General features: G+C 52.6%; 17 protein-coding genes. 11 read left to right on the top strand and 6 right to left on the bottom strand.

Annotation, left to right across the window (positions count from 1 at the left end; genetic code table 11):
• Positions 1-376 precede the first annotated feature (376 nt).
• Positions 377-1,177, bottom strand: a complete 801-nt coding sequence (locus BOC67_RS22685; protein WP_291913979.1) for a hypothetical protein — start codon at positions 1,175-1,177, stop codon at positions 377-379.
• 153 nt (positions 1,178-1,330) lie between these two features.
• On the opposite strand from BOC67_RS22685, the gene BOC67_RS22680 reads away from it, so the two are divergent.
• The 5 genes from BOC67_RS22680 (at position 1,331) to BOC67_RS22660 (ending at position 7,766) form a co-directional block, all read left to right on the top strand.
• Positions 1,331-2,869, top strand: coding sequence for an alpha-L-arabinofuranosidase C-terminal domain-containing protein (locus tag BOC67_RS22680; RefSeq protein WP_291913977.1), 1,539 nt, complete (start codon positions 1,331-1,333; stop codon positions 2,867-2,869).
• Positions 2,870-2,979: 110 nt separating this feature from the next.
• A complete protein-coding gene (locus BOC67_RS22675) occupies positions 2,980-4,641 on the top strand; it encodes a ribulokinase (protein WP_291913975.1) in 1,662 nt (553 codons plus the stop codon).
• A 2-nt stretch (positions 4,642-4,643) separates the two neighbouring features.
• Positions 4,644-5,342 carry an L-ribulose-5-phosphate 4-epimerase gene (locus BOC67_RS22670; protein ID WP_291913973.1) on the top strand — a complete coding sequence of 233 codons (699 nt, stop codon included), beginning with the start codon at positions 4,644-4,646 and terminating at the stop codon, positions 5,340-5,342.
• Between the two features lie 11 nt (positions 5,343-5,353).
• Positions 5,354-6,832 carry an L-arabinose isomerase gene (araA, locus tag BOC67_RS22665; RefSeq protein ID WP_291913971.1) on the top strand — a complete coding sequence of 493 codons (1,479 nt, stop codon included), beginning with the start codon at positions 5,354-5,356 and terminating at the stop codon, positions 6,830-6,832.
• A gap of 235 nt (positions 6,833-7,067) precedes the next feature.
• Positions 7,068-7,766, top strand: coding sequence for an NUDIX domain-containing protein (locus tag BOC67_RS22660; protein ID WP_291913969.1), 699 nt, complete (start codon positions 7,068-7,070; stop codon positions 7,764-7,766).
• Between the two features lie 13 nt (positions 7,767-7,779).
• On the opposite strand, the gene BOC67_RS22655 is transcribed toward BOC67_RS22660, so the two are convergent.
• From BOC67_RS22655 to rhaT, 5 genes are read right to left on the bottom strand one after another with little or no spacing between them, the layout of a single operon-like run.
• Positions 7,780-9,123, bottom strand: coding sequence for an FGGY family carbohydrate kinase (locus BOC67_RS22655; protein ID WP_291913968.1), 1,344 nt, complete (start codon positions 9,121-9,123; stop codon positions 7,780-7,782).
• 56 nt (positions 9,124-9,179) lie between these two features.
• Positions 9,180-10,454, bottom strand: coding sequence for a sugar isomerase (locus BOC67_RS22650; RefSeq protein WP_291913967.1), 1,275 nt, complete (start codon positions 10,452-10,454; stop codon positions 9,180-9,182).
• 14 nt (positions 10,455-10,468) lie between these two features.
• Positions 10,469-10,783 carry an L-rhamnose mutarotase gene (gene rhaM, locus BOC67_RS22645; protein WP_291913963.1) on the bottom strand — a complete coding sequence of 105 codons (315 nt, stop codon included), beginning with the start codon at positions 10,781-10,783 and terminating at the stop codon, positions 10,469-10,471.
• Between the two features lie 18 nt (positions 10,784-10,801).
• Positions 10,802-12,931: a bifunctional aldolase/short-chain dehydrogenase gene (locus tag BOC67_RS22640; protein ID WP_291913961.1), complete on the bottom strand. Its 2,130-nt coding sequence runs from the start codon at positions 12,929-12,931 to the stop codon at positions 10,802-10,804.
• A 24-nt stretch (positions 12,932-12,955) separates the two neighbouring features.
• Positions 12,956-14,011 carry an L-rhamnose/proton symporter RhaT gene (rhaT, locus tag BOC67_RS22635; protein WP_291913958.1) on the bottom strand — a complete coding sequence of 352 codons (1,056 nt, stop codon included), beginning with the start codon at positions 14,009-14,011 and terminating at the stop codon, positions 12,956-12,958.
• A gap of 149 nt (positions 14,012-14,160) precedes the next feature.
• Here rhaT and BOC67_RS22630 point away from each other — a divergent pair, with 149 nt between their 5' ends.
• The 6 genes from BOC67_RS22630 (at position 14,161) to BOC67_RS22605 (ending at position 25,509) form a co-directional block, all read left to right on the top strand.
• A complete protein-coding gene (locus BOC67_RS22630) occupies positions 14,161-15,195 on the top strand; it encodes a substrate-binding domain-containing protein (protein WP_291913956.1) in 1,035 nt (344 codons plus the stop codon).
• The gene (locus BOC67_RS22625; RefSeq protein WP_291913953.1) at positions 15,196-16,485 is read left to right on the top strand and encodes a rhamnogalacturonan acetylesterase; all 1,290 of its coding nucleotides are present in this window, start codon (positions 15,196-15,198) and stop codon (positions 16,483-16,485) included.
• 258 nt (positions 16,486-16,743) lie between these two features.
• Positions 16,744-18,993, top strand: a complete 2,250-nt coding sequence (locus BOC67_RS22620) for a fasciclin domain-containing protein (RefSeq protein ID WP_291913951.1) — start codon at positions 16,744-16,746, stop codon at positions 18,991-18,993.
• Between the two features lie 23 nt (positions 18,994-19,016).
• Positions 19,017-22,298, top strand: coding sequence for a SusC/RagA family TonB-linked outer membrane protein (locus BOC67_RS22615; protein WP_291913949.1), 3,282 nt, complete (start codon positions 19,017-19,019; stop codon positions 22,296-22,298).
• Between the two features lie 20 nt (positions 22,299-22,318).
• Complete coding sequence (locus BOC67_RS22610) at positions 22,319-23,818, top strand: RagB/SusD family nutrient uptake outer membrane protein (RefSeq protein ID WP_291913947.1); 1,500 nt, start codon at positions 22,319-22,321, stop codon at positions 23,816-23,818.
• Positions 23,819-23,832: 14 nt separating this feature from the next.
• The gene (locus tag BOC67_RS22605; RefSeq protein WP_291913944.1) at positions 23,833-25,509 is read left to right on the top strand and encodes a fasciclin domain-containing protein; all 1,677 of its coding nucleotides are present in this window, start codon (positions 23,833-23,835) and stop codon (positions 25,507-25,509) included.
• The last annotated feature ends 5 nt before the right edge of the window (positions 25,510-25,514 follow it).

The raw sequence follows: 25,514 nt of genomic DNA, 5'->3' as shown, positions 1-25,514 counted from the left end.
ACTGGAGCTTGACTGTGTCACAATTATCAATTATTTTTGGTGAGCGGCTGAAATTACGATTGTAAATTAAATCTTGACACAGTTTATTTTACACTCCCGGCGCTTCCAGCCCTTCTGCTCAGCCATCTTTTCAATCTCCTCTTAAATCCTTCCTCCCAAAACACTGGTCACCTTTGTCCTCAACCATCTCTAAAAACCTTCCTTCCAAACCACTGGTAACCTTCGTCCTCAACCATCTCTAAAAACCTTCCTTTGAAACCACTGGTAATCCTTTTCCTTAACCATCTTTAAAAACCTTCCTTCCAAAACACTGGTAACCTTCGTCCTCAACCCATCTCTAAAAACCGTCCTTCCAAAACCCGCTTGAAAAGCATTATCACAACCATTTCCTAAACCTTTCTTTGCAACCCTTCTCCTCAACCTCCTCCCAAACTCTTCCTTCCAAAACGCCTCCCGAACCCCTCCTCAACCTCCTCCCAAACCCTTCCTTCCAAACGCGCTTCCAAACCCATCTCCTCAACCTCCTCCCAAACCCTTTCTTCCAAAACGCCTCCCGAACCCATCTCCATCTCCTCAATCTCCTCCCAAACCCTTTCTTCCAAAACGCCTCCCGAACCCATCCCATCTCCTCAATCTCCTCCCAAACCCTTTCTTCCAAAACGCCTCCCGAACCCATCTCCATCTCCTCATCCTCCTCCCAAACCCTTTCTTCCAAAACGCCTCCCGAACCCATCTCCTCAATCTCCTCCCAAACCCTTTGTTCCAAAACGCCTCCCGAACCCATCTCCTCAATCTCTTCCCAAACCCTTTCTTCCAAAACGCCTCTCGAACCCATCTCCTCAATCTCCTCCCAAACCCTTTCTTCCAAAACGCCTCCCGAACCCATCTCCTCCATCTCCTCCCAAACCCTTTCTTCCAAAACGCCTCCCGAACCCATCTCCTCAATCTCTTCCCAAACCCTTTCTTCCAAAACGCCTCTCGAACCCAACTCCTCAATCTCCTCCCAAACCCTTCCTTCCAAACCCACTTCCAAACCCATCTCCTCAATCTCCTCCCAAACCCTTTCTTCCAAAACGCCTCTTGAACCCGTCTCCAGAACCTCCTCCCAAACCCTTCCTTCCCAAACCCATCTCCTCCACCTCCTCCCAAACCCTTCCTTCCCAAACCCGCTTCCCAACCCTTCTCCTCAACCTCCTCCCAACCCTCCTCCCAACCCTCCTCTCTCCCGCCCAAAATTTTTTTAACTTAATAATTGTTAATCTGACAATTAATTTGTTTTTTTGAGCACAAGACGGTCCACGTCGTCAGGAAAAAAACATAATACCTCGTTATGAAACAATTTCGTTTTTTCCGCCTGGGAATAATGGGTCTGCTGCTTTCATGGCAGGCCGCCAGCGCGCAGAACAAAGCCAGCTTTATTACTGATTCCACCGGTCCCATCATCAACCGGGATATTTACGGGCATTTCGCGGAACACCTTGGCAACTGCATTTACGGCGGTTTCTTCGTGGGTGATACCTCGCATATCCCCAACAGCAGCGGCGTCCGTAAAGACGTCATCGCCGCGCTTAAAAATCTGCAAATCCCCAACCTCCGCTGGCCGGGTGGCTGCTTTGCAGATACCTACCACTGGAAGGACGGCATCGGTCCCAAATCCCAGCGGCCTACCATTGTAAACACCTGGTGGGGCAACGTGACGGAAGATAACAGCTTCGGTACGCACGACTTCCTGAATATGTGCGAAGAGCTGGGCGCAGAGCCCTACCTCGCAGGGAACGTGGGCAGCGGCACCGTGCAGGAGCTGAGCGACTGGGTACAATACGTGAATTTCAAAGGCAAAAGTCCGATGTCGGACCTGCGCGCTACCAACGGCCGCGCCAATCCATGGCAGGTAAAATACTGGGGCATCGGCAACGAAGCCTGGGGCTGCGGTGGCCACATGCGGGCGGAATATTATGCGGATGAATACCGCAAATACGCCACCTTCATGAGCAACAGCGGCGGAAAACTCTTCCGCATCGCCTCCGGCGCCAACTCCTCCGATTACAACTGGACGGAAGTACTCATGCGCAATATTCCCAAAAACCTCATCGAAGGCATCGCCCTCCACCACTACGCGGTGATCCGCTGGGAAGGCAAAGGTTCCGCCGTGAAGTTCAACGAGGAACAATATTTTGCTACCATGCGCTCCGCCTTGTTCATGGATACGCTGGTAACCCGCCACAGCGCCATCATGGATAAATACGATCCGAATAAAAAAGTAGCGCTCGTTGTCGACGAATGGGGCGGCTGGTACGATGTGGAAGAAGGCACCAACCCGGGCTTCCTCTTCCAGCAAAATACCATGCGCGATGCAGTATTGGCAGGTTCTACCCTGAATATCTTCAACAACCATGCGGACAGGGTACGGATGGCCAACCTGGCGCAAGCCATCAACGTACTGCAATCCGTTATCCTTACCCGTGGCGATACCATGGTCCTCACGCCAACCTACCACGTTATGGAAATGTACAAGGTGCACCAGGATGCAGTCCTCATCCCGATGAAACTCAGTACCAATACCTACAACTATGGCAATGAAAAACTCCCTGCCGTGTCCGTATCGGCTTCCAGGGATAAAAAGGGCGTGACCCATATTACGCTGGTGAACATTGATGCCAACAAGGCCCAGGATGTTACGGTAGATACCAAATCCGCTTACAAAAGCGTGAGCGGCCGCGTGCTGACCTCCGCCAAACTGCAGGATTATAACAGCTTCTCCCGGCCGGACCGCATCAAGCCTGTAGCCTTCAACGGCGCTGCGCTTAAAAACGGCTCCCTGTCCGTAAAGCTGCCGCCTTTCTCCGTAGTAGTATTAACGCTTCAATAAATTTTTTCAGGGGCGGGAGTTAATTGCTCCCGCCCCCTGCATTGTAATTGCAGGGGGCAGCCCCGGAATTCGCTATACCGATTTTTATAATTGTCATTCAAACAATTAATATGAGCAGCAAATATGTGATAGGGGTGGATTATGGCACTGACTCCGTTCGTACCATAATCGTAGATGCCGGCAACGGCAACGAGGTGGCATCTGCCGTAGTGCACTATCCCCGCTGGAAACAAGGGCTTTACTGCAACGCCGCTGAAAGTCGCTTCCGCCAGCATCCCCTTGATTACATCGAAGGCCTGGAAACAGGCATCCGTAAATCGCTGGCCCAGGCGGGGCCCGAAGTAGCCGCCGCCGTAGTAGCCATCTCCGTGGATACCACCGGCTCCACGCCGGTAGCCGTAGATGCCGCCGGTACGCCGCTGGCCTTACTCCCGGAGTTTAAGGACAATCCCAATGCGATGTTTGTACTGTGGAAGGACCATACTTCCATCCGCGAAGCCGCGGAAATCAACGCTACCGCCGCTACCTTTCCGGGTAACTACCTCCGGTTTGTAGGAGGTATCTATTCCTCCGAATGGTTCTGGGCCAAACTGCTGCACATCCTGCGGGTAGATGAACAGGTGCGCAAGGCCACCTATAGCTGGGTGGAACATTGCGACTGGATTCCCTTCCTGCTGACAGGCGGCAACAAGGCGTCCGAACTGAAAAGAGGCATCTGCAGCGCAGGCCATAAAGCGCTGTACGCCGCTGAATTCGGAGGGCTCCCGCCGGAAGAATTCTTTACTGCAATAGATCCGCTGCTGGCAGGGTTCCGCGCACGCCTGTTCGATAAAACTTACACCAGCAGCGAAGCCGCCGGAACGATTTCGGCCGAATGGGCCCGGCGTTTGGGACTGCCGGCCACAGTGACCGTGGGCATCGGCGCATTCGATGCGCATATGGGCGCAGTAGGCGGCCAGATTGCGCCTTATCACCTCTCCAAAGTGATGGGCACCTCCACCTGCGATATGCTCGTAGCGCCTATGGATGAAGTGCAAAATACCCTGGTGAAAGGGATATGCGGACAGGTACCCGGCTCCGTCATCCCCGGTATGATGGGCATGGAAGCAGGGCAATCCGCCTTCGGCGACTGCTACGCCTGGCTGAGCAATGTGCTGGCCTGGCCGTTGCAACACCTGCTGCCGGATACCCCGGAAGCGGCCCGCCTGAAACAGGAGATGCTGGATGAAATGATCCCGGAACTCTCCCGGCAGGCAGCTTTACTACCGCCGGAAGAGCACAGCGAAATGGCTATCGACTGGCTCAACGGCCGCCGCACGCCGGATGCAAACCAGGAGCTCAAAGGCACGATCACAGGGCTGCAACTCGCTACGGACGCACCACGGCTGTTCCGCGCCATTGCCGAGGCCACCTGCTTTGGCGCTAAAGCCATCGTGGAACGCTTCGAAAGGGAAGGAGTGCCCGTAAAAGGATTAATCGGTATCGGCGGGGTCGCCAAAAAATCCGCCTTCATTATGCAGATGATGGCCGATGTGATGAACATGCCGATCCGCATCCACCGCTCCGAACAAACCTGCGCCCTGGGCGCCGCCATGTTTGCCGCTACCGCCGCCGGCGTGTACAGCAAAGTGGAAGACGCCATGGAAGCAATGGGGCAGGGCTTCGAAAAAGAATACCTCCCGGATAGCTCACGGGTAGCCATATACGCAAAAAGATACCAGCGTTACAAAGCGCTGGGCGAATTCACTACCACACTCCATAAAATTTCATAAAGATGCTAGCATATCAGGCATTACGGGAAGAAGCCTATGCGGCCAACATGCAACTGCCGGCGCTGGGCCTGGTGATCTTCACCTTCGGCAATGTAAGCGCAGCGGACCGCAGCAAAGGCGTCTTCGCCATCAAACCCAGCGGGGTACCATATGCGGAGTTGTCGCCGGAGAAAATGGTGATCGTTGACTTCGACGGTAAAACGGTGGACGGCAGCCTCCGCCCCTCCTCCGATACGCTTACCCACGCGGTGCTGTACAAGCACTGGGAAGGGATTAACGGGATCGTACACACGCATTCCACTTATGCCACAGCGTGGGCGCAGAGCCAGCGCGACATACCGCTGTACGGCACCACCCATGCGGACCACAACACGGTGGACATCCCCTGCGCGCCTCCCATGTCCGACGAGATGATTGCCGGCGACTATGAATACCAGACCGGCTTTCAGATCATGGAAGCGTTGCAGCAGCGGGGCCTTACCTACCAGGACGTGGAAATGATCCTCGTGGGCAACCATGCCCCCTTCACCTGGGGCAAAACCGCCGCCAAAGCGGTGTACAACAGCGCCGTACTGGAATCCATCGCGCAAATGGCGCAACTTACTGAAAGCATCAATGGCAACGCGCCGCGACTGAAAGATGCCCTTATTCGTAAACACTTTGAACGTAAACACGGACCTAATTCCTACTACGGTCAATAAATTCATACGTTATGATCAACCTGAAAACACTCGAACTCTGGTTCATTACAGGCAGCCAGCACCTCTATGGAGAAGAAACACTGAAGCAGGTAGCTGCGCACAGCCAGGAAATTGCCGCTTCATTAAGTAACGATAAACGTATGCCCGTTACCGTGGTGTACAAACCGGTGGTGACCACCCCGGAAGAAATTTATAACGTTTGCATGGAAGCCAGCGTGAGCAAAAATTGCATCGGGGTGATCACCTGGATGCATACCTTCTCGCCGGCGAAGATGTGGATACGCGGCCTGAAAGCTTTGTCCAAGCCGATTTGCCACCTGCATACCCAATACAACCGGGACATCCCGTGGCAGTTCATTGATATGGACTTTATGAACCTCAACCAGAGCGCCCATGGCGACCGTGAGTTCGGGTTTATGATGAGCCGCATGCGGATGAACCGTAAAGTAATCACCGGCCACTGGCAGGATGCCGACGTGCTGGAAGAACTGGGCGCATGGGCCCGCGTGGCGGCCGGCTGGCACGACTGGCAGGGCGCGCGTTACGTACGCTTCGGCGATAACATGCGCTTTGTAGCCGTAACCGATGGGGATAAAGTGGAAGCGGAATCCGTTTTCGGATTCTCCTGCAACACCCACGGCATCGGTGACCTCGTGCAGGTGATCAACCAAATCGGCGATGGGGAAGTAGACCGCCTCGTGAAAGAATACGCGGACGCCTACACGATTTCAGGCAACCTCCTCATGGACCCTGCCCTGCGCGACGCCGCCAGGATAGAGCTGGGTATGAAAGCCTTCCTGGAAGCGGGTAATTATAAAGGCTTCTCTGATACCTTCGAGGACCTGCACGGCATGGTGCAGCTGCCGGGTATTGCCGTACAGCGACTCATGCAAGCCGGATACGGCTTTGCCGGCGAGGGCGACTGGAAAACCGCTGCCCTCGTACGCGCCATGAAGGTAATGGGCCATGGACTGCCAGGCGGTAACTCCTTCATGGAAGATTATACCTATCATTTTGAGCCGGGCAATGAAATGGTGCTGGGTGCGCACATGCTGGAAATCTGCGCTTCCATTGCCACCGGTAAGCCTTCCTGCGAAAAGCATCCGCTGGGCATCGGCGGCAAGGCGGACCCTGTGCGCCTCGTGTTCAATGTAGCGCCGGGCCAGGCGCTGAACGCCTCCCTCGTGGATATGGGCAACCGCTTCCGCCTGGTGGTAAATGAAGTAGAGGCCGTAGCGCCGCCAAGAGAGCTGCCGCAGCTGCCGGTAGCGCGCGTGCTGTGGAAACCTTATCCTGATATGAAAACCGCCTGCACCTCCTGGATACTGGCCGGAGGGGCGCATCATACCTGCTATAGCCAGAATGTGACTTCCTCACAGCTGCAGGACTTTGCCGGTATTGCCGGCATTGAAATGCTGCTGATCGATGAGGATACGCAGCTGCGGCAGTTTGAGAATGAGATCAGGTGGAATGATGCGAGCTATCGCTAGGATTAGCTTAGTATTTTCCCCGCAAAACCGCCTTGCAGGCTTAACCTCGCAAAGGATAGTAATAGCAGGCTTTATCTTTTCTTAAAAGAACATAAGGCAGGTCTTTGCGATCTAAAAATCCTTAGCCGCTTTGCGAGAAACAACTCGCCGCCACCGGCAAAATATTTTATCATCTTCCCGTGAAGCAATCACTTATCTTTGTTTCATGGGAAGATGATCCCTTTTTAATTCAGTTATGAAAAAATACTCACAACAAACCAGGATGCTCCTGGCAGTGGACTGTATTATATTCGGATTTGACGGGCAGGATCTCAAGCTGTTACTTATCCAGCGGGGATTCCAACCTAAGAAAGGAGAGTGGAGCCTGGTAGGCGGGTTCGTACAACCAGACGAAAGCGCTGATGCGGCCGCAGCGAGAATCCTCAAAAAGCTTTCCGGCCTCGACGGGATTTACATGGAGCAACTCCATACCTTCAGCGACCCCGGGAGGGATACTGTAGAACGCACGGTGTCTGTAGCCTATACCGCGCTCATTGACCTCCAGAAATTCAAGCAGCACCTGCATGAAGATTTCCACGCGGTATGGTTTCCTATCAATCAGCACCCTGAACTGATCTTCGACCACCAGCAGATGGTGGATAAGGCCAAGGAGCAGCTGCGCTATAAAGCGGCCCTGCACCCCCTATTGCTGGAACTGATGCCGGCGAAATTCACCATCCCGCAGCTGCAGCAATTGTATGAGTCGGTATATAACCAGGAATTTGACAAGGGGAACTTCTCCCGGAAGATATTGTCCACCAAACTGCTGGTAAAGCTGGCGGACAAGGACAAACTGAACTCCAAGAAAGGCGCGTTCTATTACCGGATAGACCGGAAGCGCTATGATGCCAACAGGCAGGCTTTTCTGAACTTTGTACCTGATCCTAAAATTTAGGATCAGGTTTTAATTATTCTGCCATGGTGGGCAGGCCACCGGCATAGTATTTCAATTCGATAATGCCATTGGGAATCGCTTTGGAATTCCAGGCGTGGTGAATGGCCAGCGCTGCGCCCATCGCCGTTGCCTGGGCCATGGAAGCGGCAAATACCTCAATCCCGTTAAACAGCATGGCCAGCATGTTCATATAGATCTGGTTTTTGCTGAATCCTCCATCTACAAAAATGCGTTTTACATCCCCGTTGTTCATCACCAGTTTGGTGGCGTGGTACTGTTGGGTAGCCAGGTCGAACAGCAGCTGGTGGTAAGCTTCCGCGTCGTCAGCGAAGGTGTTGAGGTCGCGCTCCGCGAAGTTGCCCGCAGGCCGCAGCACGATGCCCGGCTGGTAGTCCATATGCCGGTACTTCATGGCCGCCTGCCCGAAGTGGGCGGAGATGCGTTTCAGTTGCTGCTCATGCTCATACCCTGCAAAAAGGCGCGAAGCCTTTACGGGGTTGCCCTGGTAGGTCAGGTAGCAGAGGCAGTCCTGCCGCAGCTCTTCGGCCGTCAGCGGGGAATTGTTGAAGGGGTTCAGGCTGATGCACCAGGTGCCGGTACTAAGCAGGATAAAAGGTTCGTGGAAGCAAACGAGGTAAGGAATCAGCGCTGCGGAACTGTCATGCAGCCCGGCGCCAATCACATAATCCCCTCCGGGGAAGAGTGGCTGCAGCACTTGCGAAGCCGGCATAACCGGCGCGAGCTTTTCGTATATCCCTTCCTGGTGTACCCACTGATGGTATTTATTTTCTCCAAAATTCCAAAGATTGGTATGACAGCCGATGCTGGTCAGGTCAGTAGCTGCCTGCCCGGTGAGCAGGTAGCTCATATACTGGGGCAGGTGCAGGGCATAACGGGTAGCGCGGAAAATATCCGGGCGTTCGTGTTTCAGCCGGTACAGCTGCATGCCTGAATTGAGGCTGCCCAGTACTGGGGAAGCCGTTTGCACGGAAAAGCTGTCTTCCCCTCCGTAAGTCGCATAAAACTGCTGCTGTAATGCAGGAGGATAAGGCTTCAGGTAATTGTAGAGGGGGGTGAGCGGATTACCGTCTTCATTCACGTACACGAAACTGGCCCCGTAAGTGGAGAAATTGATGGCTTTGATGGCTACATCTTTCTTTTTGAACACTTCACGAAGGGAATCAAACACAGACAGGCGAAGACTTTCAAGGTTTTCGCATGGATCTCCGTCTTCATCGGTTGTTTCATTGAATCGGGCTGTTCTTTCAAATATAAGCTGGTACTGTTCATCAAAGAGGAACAGTTTCTTGTTGGTTTTCCCAACGTCGAATACTACTATAACGGGAATCTTTTTCATGCCAGAAGGTTTTTGGGGCCAACGCATGAATGGCTGAACTTGAGTATTGGGTTTCTTTATAATCCGGTTGCGATGCTCACGGCGCCTCTTTCCTTGATAAGATTTTTTCTTACCTCCGCAGCGCGGAATACATCCAGCGGCTGCAATGCGCCACCGTCCAGCAGCCGCGCTTCCGCTACCAGCGGGCGCACATCCGTACGGTAAGCCCCCTGCAGGATTTCCTGGGCGCGGGCTACATCGTTTTGCTGTTGCGCCTCGGAGAGCGCTTTACGGTCTACCAGCAGGGCCTGCGCATAAGCGATCATGATCGCTTCTACGGATTGCAGCAGGTCTTCCAGCGGGTCTTTTACGTTATGGGAAGCGTCGATCATCCAGCCCAGGTCAGTGGCATGCTCCATGCCCCTGGCGTCCATCCCTTCGATGAGTTCATTGAAGATGAGGAACAGCTGGTAAGGTTTGATGGAACCTACGGTGAGGTCATCGTCGCCATATTTGGAATCGTTGAAGTGGAAGCCGCCGAGTTTACCTTCCATGAGGAGCAGCGAAACAATTTGTTCGATGTTCACATTCGGGTGGTGGTGGCCAAGGTCCACCAGGGTATAGGCCTGCGGGCCCAGTTTGCTGGCGTAGAGGTAGCTTTGGCCCCAGTCGCCCACCGTGGTGGAGTAGAAGTTAGGCTCAAAAGCTTTGTATTCCACAAACAGTTTCCAGTTCTCAGGCAGGGCTTTGTACACTTCCTGCAGTCCGGAAAGGGTGTTCTGGAATGCTTTACGGAAGTTCAGCTGACCCGGGAAGCAGGAACCGTCCGCCAGCCAAACGGTCAGCGCGTTGGAGCCGAGGTCGATCCCGTAGTTGATCACTTCAATACAGTGGTCGATCGCTTGTTTGCGGGTGGCGGCATCTACGTGCTGCAGGGAGCCGAATTTATAGCTCAATGCCTGTCCGGGCTGATCCTGGAAGGTATTGGAGTTCATCGCGTCAAATACAATTCCTTTCTGGGCCGCCAGCGCTTTGATATGGGAAGCGTTGGTAGGAATATCCCAGGGAATATGCAGGGAGATGGCGCCGCTGGATTTGTTCAGCGCATGCAGGAGTCCTATATCCGCAATCTTTTCCTCGAGGTTACGGGGCTCGCCTCCGCCGGGAAAGCGGCCAAAGCGGGTACCGCCGGTACCGAGGGCCCAGCTGGGGATGCCCACCTGAAAAGCGCGTAATTTTTCGATCACTGCGGCCGCATTGGGCACGGTAGAAGCCACGTAGTCGTATGCTTTACGGTGTGTGGCCAGCAATGGCTCGTTATACGCTTCTATCTGGTATTTTTCAATATCCATAACGTGTAGTGTTTTTAGGCCAGAAAAAATACTTCTTTTAACGGAGAACTCACAGGAGAATTATCCCCGTTGGTCTCCATAATGTCTGCCATGTAGGCCCACCAGCGTTTCATCACCGGATGTTCGGGCAGGCGTTGCAACGCTGCCGGGTCCTCGATGTCCATCTGGGCGAACAGGATATTCGTATCATGATCAAGGAAAATGGAATAATTGCTTATTCCATTTTCCTTCAACAGGGCATGCAGTTCCGGCCAGAGTTCATCGTGGCGTTTTTTATATTCCTCTTCAAAGCCTTTGAAGAGTTTCATCTTAGATGCTACCCTGGGCATACTACGGGATTTAGGTGATTATCTTACAAAAGCCATGGCCACGCCGCCATCTACGTTCAGCACGTTTCCGGTGGCCTTGTTCAGCAGTCCGCCTACAAAGGCGAAGCAGGCATTGGCGATGTCTTCCGGCAAAATGATTTCGTTGAGCAGGGTTCTGCTGGCGTAGAATGCCGGCAGGTCTTCCACTTTCACGCCGTACGCTTTGGCGCGGCCCTGTGCCCATGCGCCTTCCCAGATCTTACTGTCGGAGATAACGGCGTCAGGGTTTACCACGTTTACGCGTATGCGGTCCGCGCCCAGTTCCGCAGCATTCAGGCGGCTGAGGTGCAGCTGCGCTGATTTTGCGGAGCCGTAGGCGGCGTTGTTAGGGCCGGATACGAGGGCGTTTTTGGATACGATGTTCAGCACGTCTCCACCGATGCCCTGTTTGCGCATGATATTTACGCCTGCCTGGGTAACGAGGAACTGGCCTTTTACCAGTACGTCGTACAGGAGGTCCCAATCCGCTTCGGTGTGTTCGTCCAGCGGTTTGGAGATGGAGAGGCCGGCGCAGTTCACCACGATGTCTACCCCGCCGAAGGTGAGCGCCGCGTGCTGGAAGATGGCCAGTACGCTGTCTTTCGCCGTAACGTCGATCAGGTGGGAAGTGAAGCCGTCTTTACCATACTGCTTATCAAATGCGGCGTTGGCGGTTTCGAGGCGGCTGGCGTCGTTATCGCAGATCACCACTACTGCGCCTTCGTTCGCAAATTTCTGCGCGATGGCTTTACCGATACCGCCGGCGCTGCCGGTAACGAGGGCAATGCGGCCGGAGAGGGGTTTCGGTTTAGGCATACGTTGCAGCTTGGCTTCTTCGAGGAGCCAGTATTCGATGTCGAACGCTTCCTGGCGTGGCAGGGACGTGTAGGACGAAATGGCTTCCGCGCCACGCATTACGTTGATGGCGTTGATATAGAATTCTGCCGCTACGCGGGCGGTTTGCTTGTCTTTCGCGAAAGTGAACATACCTACGCCCGGCCAGAGGATCACTACCGGGTTAGGGTCGCGCATGGCAGGACTGTTCGGATGTTTACAGGTTTCGTAGTAGTCCGCATACATTTTACGGTATGCTTCAAACTGCGGCGCCAGTTGTTCTTTTATTGTTTTGGTATTGGAAAGGTCTGCATTGGCAGCCAGTTCCAGTACCAGCGGGCTGATCTTGGTGCGGAGGAAGTGGTCAGGGCAGCTGGTTCCCAGGGGCGCCAGCCTTTCCAGGTCGTTGGAGTTGATGAATTCCAGCACGCGTTTATCATCGGTGAAGTGGCCGATCATTTTCGTATAGCCGGAGCAGAAGCCGCGCAATACGGGCGCCAGGGTGGCCGCCTGTTTAGACCTGTCGGCCGCCGGCAGGGGCGCAGATTTTTGTCCGCCGAATACCGGGCGTTTCACGCCTTCGTTTTCCGCGATGTAAGCCGCGCAGCGTTCGATTACTTCCAGGGTGTTGATATAGCTTTCGAAAGCGGTATCGCCCCAGGTGAACAGGCCATGGGAGCCCAGCATGATGCCGCGGATGCCCGGATTCTCTGCCAGGCACTGGGCGAGTTTCAGGCCGAGGTCGAAGCCCGGGCGCTGCCATTCTACCCAGCCGATGGTGCCGTTAAACAGTTCCTGGGTGATGCGCTTACCGTCTTTCGCCGCGGCGATGGCGATAGCGGCGTCAGGGTGCAGGTGGTCGATGTGTTTAAAAGGCAGGAAGGCGTGCAGGGTGGTATCTATAGAAGGCGCTTTGGACTGGAGGTCGTAGATGCAGTAGTTTTGGAGTTCTACCATCTCGTCTTCCATGTGCTTGCCCTTATAGATATTTTTCAGCTGATGCAGTTTTTCCACGTAGAGTGCTGCAAGTCCGCTTTTTTTGAGCGTTCCGAGGTCGCCGCCGGAGCCTTTCACCCACATCACTTCAGTGGCTGCGCCGCTGAGCGGGTCAGTGGCTGTTACTTTGCAGGAGGTGTTACCGCCGCCGTAATTGGTCAGTCGCAGGTCGGCGCCAAGCAGGTTAGAGCGGTAAATGAGCAGGGCAACTTCGTCACCCGCCATGGATGCGGCTTTCTCAGCATCCCACAAATAACTGACATGTTTGAATTGGGTGATAGTGCCATTGTTGATTGACATAATTGCTATAGTTTTCGCTTGATCTTATTTATCCAGGGAATTACCGTATCCTACCAGCATTACGGAAATGATGATGGTGGTAATACCAATAAGGATGGTGGTTAAAGTTTTTTTGCTGACGCCTTTCCATTCCTTCAGGGCAAAGCCCCAGAGGCTGGAAATCAGGATGATAAAGGCCATGTGAAGGATCCATGAGCTGGGCGCATTTTCGAGCTTGCTTTCGCCCATGCCATAGAAAAAGAACTGCAGGAACCAGGTGGTACCGGCGATGGCCGCAAACACGTAGTTGTTGACCAGCGGGGTATTGCGGTTCGTATAGTCGCTAAACGTTTTATTACGGGTATTGAGGATCATGCACCAGATAAAGTTGGTGGTAAGCCCCCCTAACATGATGATGACGAAGATGACGTTGTTGCGGAACAGGGGATTGGCCTGGTTTTCCACCGCTGCGCGGCCCATCGGCTCGCCGGCCGCAATGGCAAAGCTCATGCAGGCGCTGAGGATGCCGGAAATGATCGCTACGGTCAGCCCTTTCTTCAGGTCGAATTCCTTGATATGTTCTTTCTTCTTTTCTTCCGGCAGGTCGTTTTCCTTAAACATGCCCGCGCGGCCGCAGATGGCAATCCCCAGCAGGCAAACCACCACCCCCAGCAATACAAAATGGCCGCTGGGCTGCTGGATCATACGGGAAAAATTATCCGGGTTATCGCCGGTGAACTCCCGGTAAATTGGCGGTATCAGCGCCCCAAAAGCGGAACAGAAGCCCAGGGCTACTGCCATACCGAGGCTCATACCCAGGTAACGCATGCTGAGCCCGAAGGTCAGCCCGCCGATGCCCCACAGCACGCCCAGCGTATATGTCCAGAATAAAGTCGAAAAATCAGTATTTCTGATAATATCCATAAAGCCGGGCACGGTGAGCCAGGCTGCTATAAAAGGAACGATCAGCCAGGAAAAGATACCTCCTGTGATCCAATAACTCTCCCAGCTCCAGCCCTTTACTTTTTTATAGGGTATGTAAAAGCTGCCGCTGGCAAAACCGCCGATAAAGTGGAACAGAATACCTAGAATTGCTTGCATGGTGGAATTTTAAGGCTAAAGTTGTTTTTGGTTTGATATTTAAAGTTATACAATGGGGGATGTCTAACTGTCATGTACTGTCATGCTTATGATACAGACTTTCAGTAATTTCATTAACTTGTTGCTGAAACGATAAATTCCACAGCGATTTGATCAAACAACATCCGCTATTTAAGTATATATATATTGATGATTTCTCGGTTACACCGAAGTACTTTCAGCTGGCCAACTCTATCATCAAGTCCATTGCAGACGGTAAACTGCAACAGGACGACATTATGCCGTCCATCAACGAAGTAAGCTGCGTATTCGATATTTCCCGGGATACGGCCGAAAAAGCCTATAAATACCTGAAAGGCCTGGGCATCCTGGGTTCCGTGCCGGGTAAAGGCTACTTTATCAAGCATACCAACCTCGGCAAGCAGTATAAAATCCTGCTGCTATTCAATAAATTAAGTGAACATAAAAAAATCATATACGATAGTTTCGCGGCTAAGCTCGGGGAGCAGGCCAGTATCGACTTCTATATCTACAACAGCGATTTCGGGTTGTTCCGTAAGCTGCTCTCCCAGAACCTGGACGCCTATACCCACGTGGTGATTCTGCCGCACTTCCGGGAGCGCTGGGATAACGTGGACGAAGTGGTGAACAGCATCCCCAAGGAAAAACTGATCCTGCTTGATAAAAAATTAAAGGGGGTGACGGGAGAATACGGCGCCGTGTATGAAAATTTCCAGGAAGATATTATCTCCGTCCTGGAACAAGCCAGGGACAGACTGCAAAAATACCAGACCATCAAAATCATATTCCCGGACCATAGCTATTACCCGGAAGAGATCCAGCAGGGGTTCCTGCAATTCTGCCAGAACTATGCCTTCCAGTATGAAATAGTAAAGGATATAGACAAGGAAACCATTAACCGCGGAGATGTCTATATTAACCTGCGGGAAAGCGACCTGGTCACGCTGATAGAAAAAATCATTTCCCTGGACCTGGTGATCGGCAAGGATGTGGGCATCATCTCCTATAACGAAACGCCGCTGAAGAAACTGATCCTGAACGGACTTACCACTATATCTACCGACTTTAAATTTATGGGCGAAACAGCTGCACAGCTGATTCTTGAAAATACTACCGCACAAATAGAAGTTCCTTTTTATTTAACAATGCGACAATCTCTTTAAATGTTATTACACGCGACGCTTTTACTGATGGGGATGATGCCCCCGTCAGATACCGTGAAATTAAGTTTCGGGGCAAGGGCCCCCTATACCCGCTTTACCGGCGTAATGGCGGCTGACGCCTATACTGACGCTGCCGGCTGGGGATTTGAAAGCTCCCCGGTGAAAGATGAGCCGGGGCTTAAATATTCCTATGTCACTGCGGAGGAACCATTCTTTTTTTCTGTGAAAGTACCCGAAGGGAATTATGACGTCCGCGTGCTGATGGCCCCTGCCGGGGGTAGTAAAGGAGCGGTGGTGCGTGCGGAAAACCGGCGTGCCGTTACCCCGAAAGTTACCAGATACGGCTATGTGGATTTCACCGTGCATGTACGCGATACGCTGATCAGGAACGCGCAGCAGGAGGTGGTGGACCGCGTGCGGATTAAGCCGCGGGAAAGCGCTTATGCGCAATGGGACAACCGGCTTAACCTGGAATTTGCTGGAGGGGTTAACCTGTACAGCCTGGAAATAAAACCTAACAAGACCGCCACCACTGTCTTCCTGGCCGGTAACTCCACCGTGGTGGACCAGGACAAGGAGCCATGGGCTTCCTGGGGGCAAATGATTCCTGCATTTTTCCAACCCGGTAAAGTAGCCATCGCCAACTATGCGGAAAGCGGGGAATCCCTCAGCTCCTGGATCCGCGCCAAACGGTTTGAGAAAGTCCTGAGCATGATGAAACCGGGGGATTACCTGCTGATAGAGTTCGGGCATAACGACCAAAAGCAGAAAGGGGAGGGCATCGGCGCTTTTACTTCCTACAGCCGTGATTTAAGATATGTCATAGACGAGGTGAGAAAGAAACAGGGCGTCCCCGTGCTGGTGACTTCCGTGCAGCGCAGGAGTTTTGACAGTACAGGCCATATTCAGCATACCCTGGGCGATTACCCCGCTGCGGTGCGCGCGGTGGCCAAAGAAAAAGGAACGGCATTGATTGACCTGAATAAAGTTACCAAAGTAATGTATGAGGCATGGGGAGAAGAAAAGTCCATCCATGCATTTGTGCATTACCCCGCCAACACCTTTCCCGGGCAAACCACGGAACTAAAAGATAATACTCACTTTAACAATTTTGGCGCCTGGGAAGTCGCCAAATGCGTAGTAAAAGAAATAAAGGATAATAACATTCCGCTTGTAAAATTCCTGAGAAAAGGCCTGCCGGATTTTGATCCGGCGCATCCGGATTCTCCTGAAAAGCTGTACTGGCCGCAGAGCCGACTGAAGGCTTCCGCCAAACCTGATGGAAATTAATTTTTTTGCTACATTGATTTAACAATCAGTAAGTTCTGTTCCTGTGCCTCATTAAATAAGTGTCATTTTCACAATTAAATTTAGCAAAACAGGATGGCGCAGGACAGTACTGTAATTCAAAAAAGATATTTTTAAAACAGAAACACACCAGCAACCAAATAAAAGTGCCGCCAGAGTAGGCACTCGTTATGAGCAGAATTCACGTTATTGATTAAACAACCGGGCAGTCAACCCCCGGGTACAAAAACCACGATAGTAATGGATTACAAACTATCCAGGATGAAATTTATTTCCTCCACACTATTTCTATATTTATCCGTTTTTATCCTGCTACCGTCATGCAAAAAGAAAGCATGGGATGAATTTTACAGCCGTCCGGACAATCTGGAGCCTCCCATATACCAGGTGCTGGAATCAAAGGGGCACTTCAAAAACATCCTTACGGCCATTGACAAGGCAGGGTATAAGCCTACCTTATCCGCTGCCGGCTACTGGACCTTCTTCGCGCCTACCGACTCCGCGTTTGACGTCTATTTCAAGGCTAACAACATCAGTGGTATCGCACAGCTGGACAGCGCCGCCTGCCAGAAAATTGTGACCTACTGCCTCGTGTACAACGCGTTTCGCCTGGAGCGCCTGGCTGATTACCAAAGCGCCACCGGATGGATTCCCGGACTGGGCTTCCGCCGGCGCACCGCCAACTATACCGGTGTGTACGATGGTACAGACAGCGCAGGCAACCGCATCAAGGTCATTAACAGCAACCGTAACGGCGCCACCATTTACGCGGATGCAGATAATAACAACAAGTATATTACCTACTTCACGGATAACTTCATGCAGTCGAAAGGCCTCACTGCGGCGGATTACAACTACTTTTATCCCAATACCAATTATACCGGTTTTAACGTGCTGGATGCCGTTGTAACCGAAAAAGATATTGCAGCAGAAAATGGAATTATCCACGTCATCAACAAAGTAATCACCGCATTACCCGGCATCGACGAATACCTGGCGCAGAACCCGCAGTACAGCGAGTTTAAAAAAATACTGGACCAGTTCCTGGTGAAATATACCCTGAACACGGCCATGACCAGCAAATACCAGGCGATCACCGGCTCTGAATTCAACGTGTACACAAAAGTGTACAACTCCCTGATGGCTTTTGCGCTCAACAACGAAAACTTCATGAAACTGCAGGACAACGATGGTCAGCAAAACGCCTACACCATTTTTGTACCTACCAACGATGCTCTGGAACCGTTTATTAAAAATGTACTGCTGGAACACTACAATAAACTTTCCGATATGCCGGTGAATATCATTTACGATTTCATCAATGCGCATCTCTGGCAAACTGCCGTATGGCCCAGCAAATTCGGTTCTACCTTTAACTTCGTGGGAGAAGAAGCCCGCTTTGATCCCAACGCCAACGTTACCGATCGCAAGATTCTGAGTAACGCTATTTTTTATGGTACCAACAAGGTGCAGGATGCGAATGTATTCAGCAGCGTTTACGGCAAAGCTTACCTGGACCCATCCTACAGCATGATGACCAGCCTGCTGAACCAGGAGCTGAAATTCCAGATTTCAAATATCCGCCAGCGTTATTCCATCCTCATGCTGAGCAACAGCGTACTGAATGCCGCCGGCTACTTCGCGGACCCGATGGCGAATACCAACCCGCTGTACCAGTGGAGATATACCCCTCCCGGCGGCGGCACGCAGCTGGCAGGTCCGGATGCGCTGATACGCCTGCTCCGTATCCTCAACCTCTGCATCATTCCTGACCGCGACCTGAAAGACCTCAGCGGCTCCGGTGTGGTAATGACTTACGGTGGAGAGTATATCAAATACAACAACAATAAGGTGTACGCCAGCGGAGAGATTGCCAGCAACACGGCCGCCAACGTCACCGCTGCCAAAGCCGCCAAGAACGGTACTGCGCAATACCTGGACAAAGCCCTGAGCTTTTCCGAAACAACAGTAGGTAAGCACATCGAAACCTTAGGCGCTGCCACCACTTCCCAGTTCAACTATTTCTATCAATACCTGAAAAATTCCACCCTCTTCAACGCTACCACCGGCGATATCACCGGTGTGGCCGGCGGCGCATTCTATACCGTATTTATCCCGGATAATGCCGCCATCCTCGCAGCCGTAAATGCGGGCCTGCTGCCGGGTAACGGCACTGCGCCCAATAAAACGCCGAAATATACAGGGCTGACGCCGGCGGAGCAGTACAGCGTGGAGTCGTTTATCCAATATCATATCCTGGATAAAAAAGTGATTGCCAGCGACGGGGTGGAAAGCGGGGCATTCCCTACGCTGTTTAAGGACCAGAACGGCGATGCGGTAACACTCTTCGTTTCCAACACCACCGGTACCTCCATGTCCGTCACCGATGCAGCAAACCGCATTGCCAACATCAGGATGGATCAGAGCAACTTCCTGGGCAACCGCTGCGTCATCCACCTTATTAACAACTATCTGAAATATACAGAGTAATCTGTTCCCAATACCAGTTTAGTATGCGAAAACTATTTACAATTCTCCCCTTATTGTGCGCAGTGCTGTTCCTTACAGGAAGCGCTGCGGCACAGGCCCCGGCTACTGCGGCTACCTCCATACTTATAAAAGGAAAGGTAACAGATAAACGCACTAAAGAAGCATTGATTGGCGTAACGATCATGGAAGTGGACGCAGATGGCCGCGTGCTGAAAGGCACCACTACCGACCTTAACGGCCAGTACGCCCTCAAGGCCACCAGCCTGAGAAACCGTATCACGGCCTCTTTCATCGGTTACGCTACTTTCAGCGATGCCATCAACGGCCGCACGACCATCAACATCCAGCTGGGCTCCGGCTCCACTGATCTGAAAGAGTTCAGCGTATCCGCCAGGGCTACTACCTCCAACGGTATGGTGAGCATTCCGGACAGGAAATCTACCATGGCTATTTCCAAAATCGATGCGAAGGAGCTGGAAGAAATGCCGGCATCCAGTATCGATCAGGCCCTGCAGGGCCGTTTGAGCGGGGTGGACATCACGGCCAGCAGCGGCGATCCCGGCGCTGCCATGAGTATCCGTATCCGTGGGGTATCGTCCCTCAGCGGCAACAGCAACCCGCTGATCATCGTGGATGGTATGCCTTATCAAACGGAAATACCGAGCGATTTCAACTTCGGCAGCGCGGATGAACAGGGCTACGCACAGTTACTGAACATTGCGCCGGCGGACATCAAGGACATCTCCGTACTGAAAGATGCCGCGGCCACCGCCATCTGGGGCGCCCGCGCAGCAAACGGGGTACTGGTGATCACCACCAAACGCGGCGGCATCGGCAAGCCTTCCATTACCTACTCGTTCAAAGGCACCATGTCCAAACTGCCGGACCCCATCCCTATGCTCAACGGTGATCAGTACTCCACCCTGATCCCCGAAGCTTACATCAACCTGCAGGGTACCGCGCTGAATACTACCTCCGTAAGGGAATTTAACTACGATGTAAACGATCCTTACTGGTATAAGAACTATAGCAACAACACCAACTGGATCGATGCGATTTCCAGGACGGGATATATTCAGGATCATACCATCAGCATGAACGGCGGAGGTGAAAAGGCCCGGTACTATGCCTCCGTAGGCTTCTTTAACCAAACCGGTACGACCATTGGTACCAGCCTGCAGCGCCTGAACACGCGTATCAACCTGGACTATTACATCTCTGAAAAAATAAAAATCTTCACCAGCATTGCCTACACGCATACGGACCAGAGCCGCAACTATATGAGCAGCTCCGATGGCGCCATCAGGGGCGTTGCCTACCTGAAGATGCCGAACATGAGCGTGTTTGAATATGATGAGCAGGGTAATATCACGCCTAACTATTTCTCCCCCGCATCCAACGTGCAGGGCCAGTATTCCCGTATATACAACCCCGTTGCCATGGCGAAGGAGGCAAAATACGGCGTACTCGGCGAGCGCGTGGTGCCGCGCTTCCAGATGCAGTACAATATCCTGCAGGATGTCCTGCGCGCTATCGTGGATGTACAGTTCGATATTTACAATACCAAAAATACCAGCTTCCTGCCGCAGATCGCTACCGGCCGCCCCTATACGGAAACGGTGGTTAACCGCGCCTACGACGGGGACATCGATCTCTTTGGCGTCACCTCCAAACTCACCATGGAGTACACGCCCCGCTTTAAAAATGAAAAACATGAATTCTCCGGCTTCCTGAATATCATCACCGATGACGGCAGGAACGTCAACCAGGAAGTAATGATCTCCAATACGGCTTCTTCGCTGCTGGTAGATCCTTCCGCCGGCGGCCGTACGCAAAACGAGGAGTTGAAAGCGGTGAACACCACTTCCCAGACCCGCAGCATCGGCGCGGCGCTCACTGCGCAATACGGCTGGGACGACCGCTACATGCTCATGGGTACCATTCGCATGGATGGCAGCTCCCGTTTTGGCCCGCAATACCGCTACGGCTACTTTCCTTCAGTGGGCGCCCGCTGGCGTTTATCCGGAGAGAAATTCATGCAACGCTATAACAAGAAACTGGATGACCTGAGCTTCCGTGCTTCCTATGGTCTGGCAGGGCAGTCGCCCTCTATGGACTACGGTTTCTACAACCGCTATTCCACCGTGGGATGGAGTTATATGGGGGAAAGCGCTATTTATCCCTCTTCCATGGAATTACAGAACCTGCGCTGGCAAACAGTTAGCATCGGTAACCTGGGGGTAAACGCCTCCTTCCTCAAAGGCCGCTTCCGCCTGGATGCGGAGGTGTACCGCAAGCGCACGAAAGATATGTACATGCCTAACCTGCAGGTAGCTTCCCAAAATGGCTATACCGCTGTGAATATGAACGTGGGTACGATGGATAACCAGGGTTGGGAAATTGCCGTCTTCACCACCCCTTACAAGTCTAAAGACTGGACGGTCAGATTTGACCTGAACCTGGCTAAAAACGAAAATATCATCCGCAGTATCTCCGAGTTCTATCCCAGCAGCAAAGGGGATGTAACAGCGCTCGGCAGCTATATGAGCCTGCTGCAGGTGGATAATCCTTTCGGCTCCTTCTACGGCTATCGTTACAAAGGCGTTTATGCAGATAAGGAAGCGACTGTTGCCCGGGGCGAATCCGGAAAGCCTATCATCGGGCCCAACGGGGAAGTGGTGCGGATGCGGTTCAACTACCCAACGGTGGATTACGTGTTCCAGCCGGGCGACGCGATCTATGAGGACATCAACCATGATGGCAACATCAACTATATGGACGTGGTGTACCTGGGTAACAGCAACCCTAAGCTCAACGGTGGTTTCGGACCATCTGTAAACTGGAAAGGCAAAATCAACATCTCCACCTTTTTCAACTTCCGTTTGAATTACGATATCGTGAACGCCACGAAGATGAATACGACCAACATGTACCGGTTCGACAACCAGAGTACGGCCGTACTGCGCAGGTGGCGCAAAGAAGGCGATGTGACCGATATGCCGCGCGCGGTGATCGGTGGCGCCTACAACTGGCTGGGTAGCGACAGGTATGTGGAAGATGCATCGTACCTGCGTTTCAGGCAGTTTACCGTGCGCTATACGTTTGACAGCAAACAGCTGAAGAAATTGAAGATGAAGTCACTCAACGTGTACTTTACCGCGGAGAACCTCTTCACCCTTACGAAATACACCGGCCAGGACCCGGAAGTGTCGCCTATCGGATCTGATCCATTCCGCGTCGCTACCGACAACTCCATGACGCCGCCATCCAAGAACTATGTGCTCGGTTTGATGGCCAACTTTTGATCCTAAAAAAGATATGCGATATGAAGCAGTTGCTGATATATATTTCCACCATCGTTGTACTGGCAGGTACCGCATCCTGTAATAAATGGCTGGAACTGAAACCACAGGACGGCCTGGTGCGGGAAGATTTCTGGAAAACGAAAGAACAGGTGGCCGCCGCCGTTACCGGCATCTACGCCAGTATGCTGGATAATACTTCCGGCAAAACGCTCGCCATGCCGGAGTACCTCTTCGTATGGGGCGAAGCCCGGGCGGATATGGTAACGCCGGGATTCAGGATATCCGCCAATGAAACGGATATGGTCAACATGAATATCCTGCCTACAAATACTTTCGCCAATTGGAGAACATTTTACGAAACCATCAACTATTGCAATACCGTTATCAAGCTGGCGCCCAATGTGCTGAATGAGGATAACACCTTTACCCAGGATATGCTCAACCGCGCAGTGGGAGAGGCGCTTACGATCCGCGGACTGATGTACTTTTACCTGGTGCGCACCTTTGACCAGGTGCCCCTGAAACTGGAACCTACGCTGAGCGACAACGACCTGTCGTCCATGGCGAAGAGCCCATCGGAAGACATCCTGAACCAGATCGTTTCCGACCTGAAAGCGGCGGAGAACCTGCTGCCGGATAGCTATGGCAACAGCGCTGTGGATCGTGGCCGCGCTACGAAATACACTGCCTGCGCCATCCTTGCGGATACTTACCTGTGGATGGAGAAATATGCCGAGTGCGCCGCCGAATGCGATAAAGTAATTGCCTCCGGCCGGTACGGACTGGTCAGCCAGGAAAACTCGCTGTTCAATGCCTTGTTCTGGACAGGCAATTCCGTGGAGAGCATATTTGAATTGCAGTACGATGCACAAAAACTGAATCCCTTCTTTAACATCTTTGCTTCCAACTCCCGCCGCTGGGGCGCTGCCTCGCACCTCATGGAGGAAGTGTACGGCGTGGACCTGGTCAATACCATCCCGCAGAAGGATAAGCGCGGAGATGGCATGGCGCTGCGTGCGGAAGATGGCACCATCTGGAAATACATCGGCGCAAATGATGCAGGTACGGCGATGCGTACGGCCGACCAATCATTCGCGCACTGGATATTTTACCGCTATGCGGACATCCTGCTGATGAAAGCCGAAGCCATCAACCAGCTGGATCAGCCGCTGGAAGCTTCCCGTATTGTGAAAACCATCCGGGAGCGGGCTACCGCGCTCGACTTCGGCGATGCGATGGACAGCACCAGCAAATCCAGCATGGAGGACTTCATCCTGCAGGAACGCGCCAGGGAGTTTGCCTTTGAAGGCAAACGCTGGTACGACCTCGTTAGAAACGCGAAACGTAACAACTTCGCCGGGTTGCGCTACCTGATCAATGCCGCATCCAAGAGTATTCCACCGGATATGCAGCAGTCGGCCTTTGGTAAGTTAAGAGACAGGAACAGCCTTTTTATGCCGATTTACCTATACGAATTACAGACGAACAAGCTGCTCGTGCAGAATCCATTCTATAAATAATTCAACCGCACGTTATGACCAAGAAACTGTTTTACACGATGGCGCTTATTTGCGGTGTATTTGCCGCCTGCACCAAAACTACGCTCAAACAGAGTACTACGGAGGATGTGAATATAGTTGGATACCTGCGTCAGCATCCGGATTCCTTCTCCCTGTTCGAAAAAGTGCTGGTGCGCGCAGGCTACAGCGATTTCCTGAACGCCTATGGCGCCTATACCTGTTTTGTACCAACCAACAGCGCTGTGCAATTATGGCTGAGCAAGATCAAGGCCAGCAATGTAGAAGCCGCCGACATCAGTACCCTGCAGGATATGGTGAAATTCCATCTCCTCAACGATACCCTGACCACCGCTTCGTTTAAAGACGGCAAGCTGCCCGTTCCGACCATGTATGGCCAGTTCCTGGTAACAGGCGTGGCCGCGGGGGAAAGAGGTTCGAGCTACCTGATCAACCGGCAGGGCGCCGTTACCCGCTCCAACGTGCGGGTGGGCAATGGCATGATCCACGTGATAGACCAGGTGTTGGAGCCGGCTAAGCAAAGCATTGCAGAAGAGCTGGCCGCCAAACCCGAATACAGCATTTTCGTGGAAGCGATGAAAGCCACCGGTTATTATGACCTGCTCAATACCGTGAATCCGGATACCTCCAAACGCTGGATGACCGTGATTGCGGAAAGCAACAAGGCCCTGGCGGACAGCGGCATTTTCTCCTTCGCGGACCTGAAAGCACGCTACAGCCATACCGGCAACCCGGCGGGCGCCAATGATAGCCTGCACATGTATATGGCTTATCATATCCTGAGCGGGATTAAGTTTTTGGGAGATATTATTACCTCCCCATCCCACCAGACCCTGCAACCGCAGGAAGTGATCAGCACTCAACTTATAAATCAGAATGTAGTCGTAAATGAAAACGTCTTCAACGGCGTGCTCGAAAAAGGCATGACCATCGACCGCGCCGGCAGCGACAATGCCGCCACCAACGGCGTATGGCATTCCATCCAGGCGCACTACCAGGTGAAATACCGCAAGCCAACGGCAGTGTATTGGGATGTGGCCACTTTTGAAGAGATATTGAAACTCCCTGCCATCTACCGGAAATCATCCAAGGATTTTGTCAGACAAAGCGAGGCCGATCAGCCGTTGAAAGATATCACCTGGGGCTGGGGCGCACTGGCCGGCACCAATGTGCTGACCTACTACTACGGGCCTACCGTGAGCATCGGGCAGTACTGCAATTACCAGGATGCGATCAAAATGCCGCTGGGATTACCGAACCGCCCTACCTACCTGGAGCTGCGCACGCCGCCGATCGTAAAAGGAAAGTATAAGATCTGGATTTGCTACTCCGCGCGTAACCAGTCTACCAGCTCCCAACAGCTCTGCGAAGTATATGTGAACGGCACGCTCATGCCGCGCACGTTCAACTTCGTTGTAAAACGCCCGACAGGCACCGCTGCCGAGCTGGAAGCGATCGGTTACAAACAGTACACTGAAAACAGCGCATCGCAGATGGTGGGCAGGCTGGTAGGAACCTATGAGTTCACCACCACCGACCGCCAGGTCATCCGCATCAATCCGATCAACGGTACGCAAAACGATAACTACCTGGATATGATCCACTTTATCCCGGTGGATGAAAACCAGATATTCCCAAGGTTCAAGCCAGACGGTACCCAAATATTCCAATAAAAAAG

It is taken from the genome of Chitinophaga sp. CB10 (genome assembly GCA_001870995.2).
GTDB lineage: Bacteria > Bacteroidota > Bacteroidia > Chitinophagales > Chitinophagaceae > Chitinophaga.
The sequence above is the reverse complement of the archived record's forward strand: the minus strand, read 5'-3'. Positions and strand labels throughout refer to the sequence as shown.

Coding starts and splice junctions, on each gene's coding strand:
- BOC67_RS22625 (WP_291913953.1), top strand. CDS start 15,196: ATGTTATTACACGCGACGCTTTTACTGATGGGGATGATGCCCCCGTCA.
- rhaT (WP_291913958.1), bottom strand. CDS start 14,011: ATGCAAGCAATTCTAGGTATTCTGTTCCACTTTATCGGCGGTTTTGCC.
- BOC67_RS22610 (WP_291913947.1), top strand. CDS start 22,319: ATGAAGCAGTTGCTGATATATATTTCCACCATCGTTGTACTGGCAGGT.
- BOC67_RS22640 (WP_291913961.1), bottom strand. CDS start 12,931: ATGTCAATCAACAATGGCACTATCACCCAATTCAAACATGTCAGTTAT.
- BOC67_RS22655 (WP_291913968.1), bottom strand. CDS start 9,123: ATGAAAAAGATTCCCGTTATAGTAGTATTCGACGTTGGGAAAACCAAC.
- BOC67_RS22680 (WP_291913977.1), top strand. CDS start 1,331: ATGAAACAATTTCGTTTTTTCCGCCTGGGAATAATGGGTCTGCTGCTT.
- BOC67_RS22670 (WP_291913973.1), top strand. CDS start 4,644: ATGCTAGCATATCAGGCATTACGGGAAGAAGCCTATGCGGCCAACATG.
- BOC67_RS22605 (WP_291913944.1), top strand. CDS start 23,833: ATGACCAAGAAACTGTTTTACACGATGGCGCTTATTTGCGGTGTATTT.
- BOC67_RS22615 (WP_291913949.1), top strand. CDS start 19,017: ATGCGAAAACTATTTACAATTCTCCCCTTATTGTGCGCAGTGCTGTTC.
- rhaM (WP_291913963.1), bottom strand. CDS start 10,783: ATGCCCAGGGTAGCATCTAAGATGAAACTCTTCAAAGGCTTTGAAGAG.
- BOC67_RS22675 (WP_291913975.1), top strand. CDS start 2,980: ATGAGCAGCAAATATGTGATAGGGGTGGATTATGGCACTGACTCCGTT.
- BOC67_RS22620 (WP_291913951.1), top strand. CDS start 16,744: ATGGATTACAAACTATCCAGGATGAAATTTATTTCCTCCACACTATTT.
- araA (WP_291913971.1), top strand. CDS start 5,354: ATGATCAACCTGAAAACACTCGAACTCTGGTTCATTACAGGCAGCCAG.
- BOC67_RS22650 (WP_291913967.1), bottom strand. CDS start 10,454: ATGGATATTGAAAAATACCAGATAGAAGCGTATAACGAGCCATTGCTG.
- BOC67_RS22660 (WP_291913969.1), top strand. CDS start 7,068: ATGAAAAAATACTCACAACAAACCAGGATGCTCCTGGCAGTGGACTGT.